The organism is Halogeometricum sp. CBA1124, from assembly GCF_009741955.1.
Lineage (GTDB): Archaea > Halobacteriota > Halobacteria > Halobacteriales > Haloferacaceae > Halogeometricum > Halogeometricum rufum.
This window is the reverse complement of sequence record NZ_WPCD01000208.1, coordinates 1-6,547: the sequence shown is the minus strand read 5'-3', so window position 1 is coordinate 6,547 and position 6,547 is coordinate 1. Positions and strand designations below refer to the sequence as shown.

7 protein-coding genes and 1 pseudogene are annotated in these 6,547 nt (G+C 69.6%); 3 read left to right on the top strand and 5 right to left on the bottom strand.

Going from position 1 to position 6,547, the window contains the following annotated elements:
- From sod to GJ632_RS18230, 3 genes and pseudogenes are all read right to left on the bottom strand, one after another.
- Positions 1-175, bottom strand: a pseudogene (sod, locus tag GJ632_RS18240) (superoxide dismutase [Mn]); the annotation flags it as partial.
- Positions 176-277: 102 nt separating this feature from the next.
- Positions 278-898 carry a DJ-1/PfpI family protein gene (locus GJ632_RS18235; RefSeq protein ID WP_191453690.1) on the bottom strand — a complete coding sequence of 207 codons (621 nt, stop codon included), beginning with the start codon at positions 896-898 and terminating at the stop codon, positions 278-280.
- A 118-nt stretch (positions 899-1,016) separates the two neighbouring features.
- Positions 1,017-2,420, bottom strand: a complete 1,404-nt coding sequence (locus GJ632_RS18230) for a deoxyribodipyrimidine photo-lyase (protein ID WP_191453689.1) — start codon at positions 2,418-2,420, stop codon at positions 1,017-1,019.
- 327 nt (positions 2,421-2,747) lie between these two features.
- On the opposite strand from GJ632_RS18230, the gene GJ632_RS18225 reads away from it, so the two are divergent.
- Positions 2,748-3,560 carry a hypothetical protein gene (locus GJ632_RS18225; RefSeq protein WP_191453688.1) on the top strand — a complete coding sequence of 271 codons (813 nt, stop codon included), beginning with the start codon at positions 2,748-2,750 and terminating at the stop codon, positions 3,558-3,560.
- A gap of 34 nt (positions 3,561-3,594) precedes the next feature.
- Here the strand turns inward: GJ632_RS18225 and GJ632_RS18220 are convergent, their stop codons facing one another.
- Positions 3,595-4,269 carry a 6-hydroxymethylpterin diphosphokinase MptE-like protein gene (locus GJ632_RS18220; protein WP_191453687.1) on the bottom strand — a complete coding sequence of 225 codons (675 nt, stop codon included), beginning with the start codon at positions 4,267-4,269 and terminating at the stop codon, positions 3,595-3,597.
- Positions 4,270-4,410: 141 nt separating this feature from the next.
- The gene (folP, locus tag GJ632_RS18215) at positions 4,411-5,577 is read right to left on the bottom strand and encodes a dihydropteroate synthase (RefSeq protein WP_191453686.1); all 1,167 of its coding nucleotides are present in this window, start codon (positions 5,575-5,577) and stop codon (positions 4,411-4,413) included.
- 213 nt (positions 5,578-5,790) lie between these two features.
- On the opposite strand from folP, the gene GJ632_RS18210 reads away from it, so the two are divergent.
- A complete protein-coding gene (locus tag GJ632_RS18210) occupies positions 5,791-6,351 on the top strand; it encodes a response regulator (RefSeq protein ID WP_191453685.1) in 561 nt (186 codons plus the stop codon).
- On the top strand, positions 6,344-6,469 hold the full coding sequence (locus tag GJ632_RS24900; RefSeq protein WP_255473605.1) for a hypothetical protein: 126 nt from the start codon (positions 6,344-6,346) through the stop codon (positions 6,467-6,469). The genes GJ632_RS18210 and GJ632_RS24900 overlap by 8 nt, the downstream gene beginning before the upstream one ends.
- Positions 6,470-6,547 lie beyond the last annotated feature (78 nt).

Genomic DNA, 6,547 nt, shown 5'->3' with positions numbered 1-6,547 from the left:
CCGACGACGAGAAGTCGCCCTCCTCGCGGTTCGACTCCAGCGTCTCCTCCGCACTGTTCCAGCCGTTCACGTAGCCCTGATGGTGGGTGTCGTGATGCCACGTGAGCACCTGTTCGGAGATGTGCGGTTCGAGTGCGTCGTAATCGTACGGCAGGGGGTCGAGTTCGTAGCTCATGGTAGATTCCTCCACCCCTTCCTTGTCTTGGAATGCTGTTAAACGTTGAGGAGAGGTATGATAACACTTGACTGTCACTTCCGGTGACCGTCTCGCGGGCGGTCAGTTTTCGAGCGGTCTAGTCTCGCGGTCGTACTCGATTTCCCCCGCCACGCGTTCGGCGACGTCGCGTCCGCACTCGCGTTCGACCAGGTGGAGGGCGAGGTCCAAGCCGGAGGTGACGCCGCCCGCCGTGAGGACGTCGCCGTCGTCGACGAACCGCGCGTCCTGCACTGCCGCGTCCATCGCTCGCAGGTCGTCGAGTGCGCTCGCGTGCGTGACGGCCGGGCGGCCGTCGAGGACGCCGGCGTGTGCGAGGAGCATCCCGCCGGTGCAGACGCCGGCGACGACGCCGCCCCGTTCGGCGTGTTCGGCGACGGCGTCCGGGACGGCACCGCGTTCGGCCTCCATCCCCGCACCCGGTCGCGAGGGGTCGCTCCACCCGCCGCCGGGCACGAGGAGGACGGCCGGGGAGTCGCCGCCGTCGACTCCGCCGCCGGCGTCGAACGTCCCGTCGACGCCCACGCGCAGGCCGTGACTCGCGGTGACCGACTCGCTCGGTTCGAGCGTGACGAGTCGCGCGCCGCAGTCGGCACCGAAGGCACCCGCCGTCTCGAACACCTCGTACGGGCCGACGGCGTCGAGTTCGTCGAAGCCGTCGTACAGGAGAATCTCGACGTGCATGGACCGAGATGGGGTCGCCACCGAGAAAACGGTTGCCTAACGGTCGGTTCTCACCGTCGGCGAACGCCGCTTTCTCCCCGCAATCTCCGTCGCCGAACGTCGCGTTCCCCCCGCGCCGTCAGTCGTCGTCGCCGCGGGCCGCCTCGAACGTCGCGATGGCCTCTTCGCGCCGGTCGGCGTGGTCGACGATGGGGGCCGGATAGTCGGGGGCGACCCGTTCACGTTCGGTCGGTGAGAGGTTCGGCCAGTCGTGAATCGCGTCGGCGTCGGCGTCGCGGAGTTCGGGGACGTACTCTTTGATGTACGTCGCGTCGGGGTCGTAGCGCTCCCCCTGCGTCGTCGGGTTGAAGATGCGGAAGTAGGGTTGCGCGTCCGTCCCGGTGGAGGCGGCCCACTGCCACCCGCCGTTGTCGTTGGCGGTGTCGTGGTCGGCGAGGTACTCGCGGAAGTGGGCGTACCCCTCGCGCCAGTCGAGGAGGAGGTCCTTCGTGAGGAAGGCGGCCACGATCATCCGCACGCGGTTGTGCATGTACGCCTCCGCGCGCAACTGCCGCATCCCGGCGTCGACGATGGGATAGCCCGTGCGGCCCTCCTTCCACGCGGTCAACGCCTCGTCGTCGTCGCGCCACGCGATGTCGTTCTCGTACTCCTTGTAGTTCTCCGTCACCACCTCGGGGTTGAAGAAGAGGACGTGCGCGTAGAACTCCCGCCACGCCAACTGCGACTGGAACTCCTCGACGGACTCGGCCTCGTCGCCGCCGTCGGCTTCCGCGGCGGCGTCTTCGGTCGCCGCGTACACCTCTCGGACGCCTATCGTCCCCCACTTGAGGTCCGTCGAGAGGCGGGAGGTGGCGTCGCGTTCGGGATAGTCGCGGTCCTCGGCGTAGCGGAAGATGCCGTCCGCGCAGAACGTCCCCAGACGCTCCCGCGCGGCCTCGGTCCCGGCCGCCTGCACCGCCGCCTCCGGTTCCGCGAACCCGAGGTCCTCGATGCTCGGCAGGGCCGCGCCCGACACGTCGGCCAACGAGTCCGCGTCCGGCGACGCGAACGGGTCCGCCTTCTCCCTGTCGCGCCACTTCTTCCAGAAGTAGGTGTAGACGGAGTAGGGGTCGCCCGCGTTCGTCGTTATCGACCCGGGTTCGTGGTGGATGGCGTCGTGAACCGCCTCGCGGGCCACGCCCGCGTTGTTCAGCGCCCGCCGCACGGCGGCGTCGCGAGTGCGGGCGAGGCCCGAGTAGTCCCTGTTCCAGACCACCCGGTCGGCGTCGTACTCGGCGGCCAGTCGGGGCAGTTCCTCGGCGGGGTCCCCGCGGACGACCACGAGGTCCGAGTCGCGTTCGCGGTACGCCTCGCGCAACGCCGCGAGAGCGTCGAGCATGAACCGAACGCGGGGGCACCGGCGGTGCGCCAACACGTCGTCGTCGAAGACGAACACGGGGACCACCGCGCCCGACTCGGCCGCCGTCGCGAGGCCGCGGTTGTCCGCCACCCGCAGGTCGCGCCGGTGCCAGAATATCTGCATACGGGACGCAAGGACGAGACGACCCTCAAGTTATCGACGCGTCGTCCCCGACGTATCCGTTCGTCTGATTGTTTCGCGACTCTGTCCCGTTTGCGAGAGCTTTACGCGAGAGTATTCGGTGGTTAGCGGGCCGACGGCGTCGGCGTGCGAGAACTTAACGAACGATAGGGAGGGCGAAAAATCGGCCGACACGTCGGGAAACGGTAGTAAGTGCCGCATACCTAACCCCCGGGACCTACTGTAGTGTCGATAGTGACGAGAACGCTCGACCGCGTCGTCAAACGCGCAGTGACCGTCGGGTCGTCGGTCCGTTCGACAGCGCTCGCTATGCGACGCCGTCGCGACCCGCGCGTCGTCGTCCTCCTCGTCGCGGCGTTCGCCGTCCTCTCGGGCGTCGTCGTCGGCATGGCCGCCCGGTGGCCGACGGCCGGCGTCGTCGTCTCGTTCGTTCTCGTGAGTACGGCCGGCGTGGTCGTCGCCGACAGTCCGCGAGTGCGGCGACGGGTTCGGCGGTCCTGCCGGCGCGCCGTCGAGGCGGTTCGGCGGCGACTGCGGCGGGACGAGTCGCCGCGCCGCGACACGGCGGACGTCGAGTCCGTCGAGAGACACCTGCGGCGCGCGGGCGTCCTCGTCGACGAGGGGGAGAACCGGGTTCCGAGCGTCGAACCGTCGTTCGAACGCGCGTGGCGGCGCCGCATCCTCTCCGTCGGCGACAGGAGCGAGGACGAGGCGGTCCTCGCGGACCTACTGTCGGCCCCCAGTCGAGCGGTCGAACTCGGGTGGGTGGCCGAGGAGGGGGCCCTCGTCGCGACGGTCCGCGGGACGCGCGCCGGGCGGTGGCCCTCGCGCGCCGCGTTCGTCGCCGACGTGACCGCCGTCGAGGAGTTCCGCGAGACGTACCCCGAGTGGTGGGCGCTCTCGCCGCCGATGCGGACGCGCGCGCTCGCGGCGCTCAGACTGTGTCTGGACTGGTGTCCGACCTGCGACGGCGCGGTTCGAATCACCCACGTCGACGGCCACACGCCCGACGCCGACTCGGTGCTCGCGGCCACCTGCGAGGGGTGCGCCGCCCACCTGTTCGAGGCCGAACTGGAACCGGTCCACTTCGACCGGCCCCGACCGCGGGACGCCGAGGCCTGACCGCGCGGCCGCGACGGCGGGACTCTCCCCGAGGCTACAGCGGTTCTATCGCGTCGCGTCGCCCGTCGAGCACCGCGAACCGGTCGCCGCGCCGTCGCTCCAGCCAGTAGAGCAGTCGTTCGGCCCACCGGAGTTTCTTCGCCTTCTCCGCGCCCACCGTCGGGTCGTCGAACTCCCAGCCGACGAACCGGAGGTCGGCCGCGCCGAACGCGTCGGCGAGGAACGCCGCCCGGTCGCCGTCGGTGAATCCGCCGTGGTTGACGACGCCGTCGACCGGTTCCGCCTGCGTCGTCGCGAGGACGTGGTCGGCGTCGAATCGCGGGAACCACTCGCGTATCGCCGGCACGTTGTCGCCGTGGGCGTGCGCGGCGACCGGTCTGCCCGCCCGCGTCCGCCGGAGCGCAGTCTCGGGATTCTTGTCCAGGTCGGTCACCATCAGGTCCACCTCGTACCCCGCCTCGCGGACCACGTCCGCCGCCGTCGACGCCGCGAACACGAGGCCCGCGTCGGCGACGGCGTCCACCTCGTCAGAGAGCGACGGGGCCGCGCCGACGACGGCGACGGTGCGACCCGTACAGTCGAGTCTGTCGGCGTCGAACGGGCGGGCGTACGCGGCCATCACGTCGCGGGCGCGTTCGTCGCCCTCGCGCGGGTAGCCGAAGTCGTCCAGAATCAGTTCGTAGACGGGGTCCCAGTCGAGAAACTCCATAGCTACGGCTCCTCGACTGTAGTACGGTGTGGACCGGAATGGCACCAAGTACCCCTACCCGCGTGCCCTTCCGGCTTCCAGTCGGCCGATTCACGGTCGTCCGGCATAAGTTTTCTCTTACTCTGACGTGTTTCAGTTTACTCACAGGACGCCGTCGTCGACCGCTTCGAGGGCCGAGTCGAGCGAACTCGACGCGCCCGTCGCGAACGCCGCCGTCTCCGTCAGGGCGCGCGGCGTCCCGACGAGGAGGACTCGGTGTCCGTCGGCGTCGCCCTCGGTCGCACCGCGGGCCACCGTCGCACCCGCGTCGCCCGCCGCGGCGGCCAGCGTCCGCACGTCGTCGTCGGAGAGTCCCGCGAGTTCGAAGACGCGCACGACGGCCTCCGAGGCGACCGACTCGGGCGTCTCGACGCCGAGTCTGTCGAGGTGCCGTTCCGCCTCGCGGGGCGTCGTCACGTCGAGTTCCTCGACGCTCACGTCGCCCGTCGCCCGCGTCCGTCGGCGGGCGAACTCCTTGCCGATGAGGGCGGCGTCGCGCGTCTCGGCCACGTCGTGCGTCCGGACGACGTGCGCGCCGCGTTCGACGGCCATCGACGTGGCGGCGAGGGAGACGGGGAGGGCCGCCGCCGTATCCCGGCCGGCCACCTCCCGCAGGAAGTTCTTCCGGTTGATGGAGACGAGGATGGGGTAGCCGTACCCGCGGAACTCCCGGAGGCGACGGAACGTCTCTCGGTCGTGGGCGAGGGTCTTCGCCTCCGACCACCCGCCGAACGCCGGGTCGACGATGGTCTTGTCGGTGAAGCCGTTCAGTTCGAGGGCGTCGTAGATGTCGTCCACTTCCTCGACGGCGCCCGGCCGTTCGAGGTCCGGGGGCGACGCCATCTTCGCGACGGCGGCGTCGTGGTCCGCACAGACCGTCGGCATCTCCGGGTCGGCGAACCCGCAGATGTCGTTGACCATGTCGAACCCGCGGGAGAGCGCCTCGTCGGCGACTTCGTGGTAGCGCGTCTCGATGGAGAAGACGGCGTCGCCGGCGACGCTCTCCAGCACCTCGACGGCGGTGTCGAGACGGTCCAGTTCCTGGTCCGCCGAGAGCACTTCGAACTTCTTGTTCGCGGACTCCAGCCCCACGTCCACGATGTCGGCCCCCTCCTCGACGAGTTCCGTCTCGACGTACTCGGCGGCCTCACCCGGGTCGTCGAACACGCTCGGGTCGTACGGCGACTCCTTCGAGACGTTCAGCACGCCCATGATTCGCGGCGGGTGGTCGTCGCCGATTTCGAGTCCGGCAGCGTCGACGGTTCGCATGCGCGGAGGGTAGGATTGTGTCGGTATATGCAGTCCGGTCTCGGCGGGCGTCGCCGGGGACGCGGCAACGTGACTCCCGCTTCTCGAACTGTAATCTGAAGACGAATGTACCGCTCCGGAGACCTATTAGCACAGCTTATGGACCGCTTCGAGTGACGTACGACCGAGTGCCGGCCGTCGTAGTGTGAGGCGACCGGTTGCCGACCACCACCCATGACCGACGCGCCCCAGACCGTCTTGACCGTCGACGACGAACCGTCGCTGACCGAACTGTACGCCGCGTGGTTAGCCGACGCGTACGAGGTGCGGCAGGCGAACGACGCCGCGGCGGCACTCGACGCCGTCGCGTCGGACTTCGACCCCGACGTCGTCCTCCTCGACCGACAGATGCCGGAGACTACCGGCGACGAACTGCTCGATACTCTCCGCGCCGAGGGCGTCGACTGCCCGGTGGTGATGGTGACGGCGGTGGACCCCGAGTTCGACGTCGTCTCGATGCCGTTCGACGACTACCTCGTGAAACCGGTCGGCCGCGACGAGGTGACGCGGACCGTCGAGGCGTCGCTGACGCGCGAGACGTACGACGAACAGGTGCGCGACTACTTCGCGCTCGCTCGAAAGCGGGCCGTACTGGAGGCGTCGACGGCCGTCACGGAGGTACACGACCACCCCGCGTATCGGGAGTTACGGCGCGAACTCGACCGGGTCTCGCGGACCGCCGACCGGACCCGCGACGACCTGCTACGCCGGGAGCGACCGTTCGAGCATGACTGACGACGGTCGGTCCGCGTTCCACCGCCTCCTCCCGCGCCGGATACGGCGCAGTTACGCCGCGACGTTCGCCTTCGTCCTCGTCGGCGTCACGTTCTGCATCGTCCTCGTCGGCGGGTGACGTACGTCCGACGCCGGCGACGCCTCGAACGGGACACCCAGCAGCAGGTGGTGACGAACGCGGAGATACAGGCGGAAC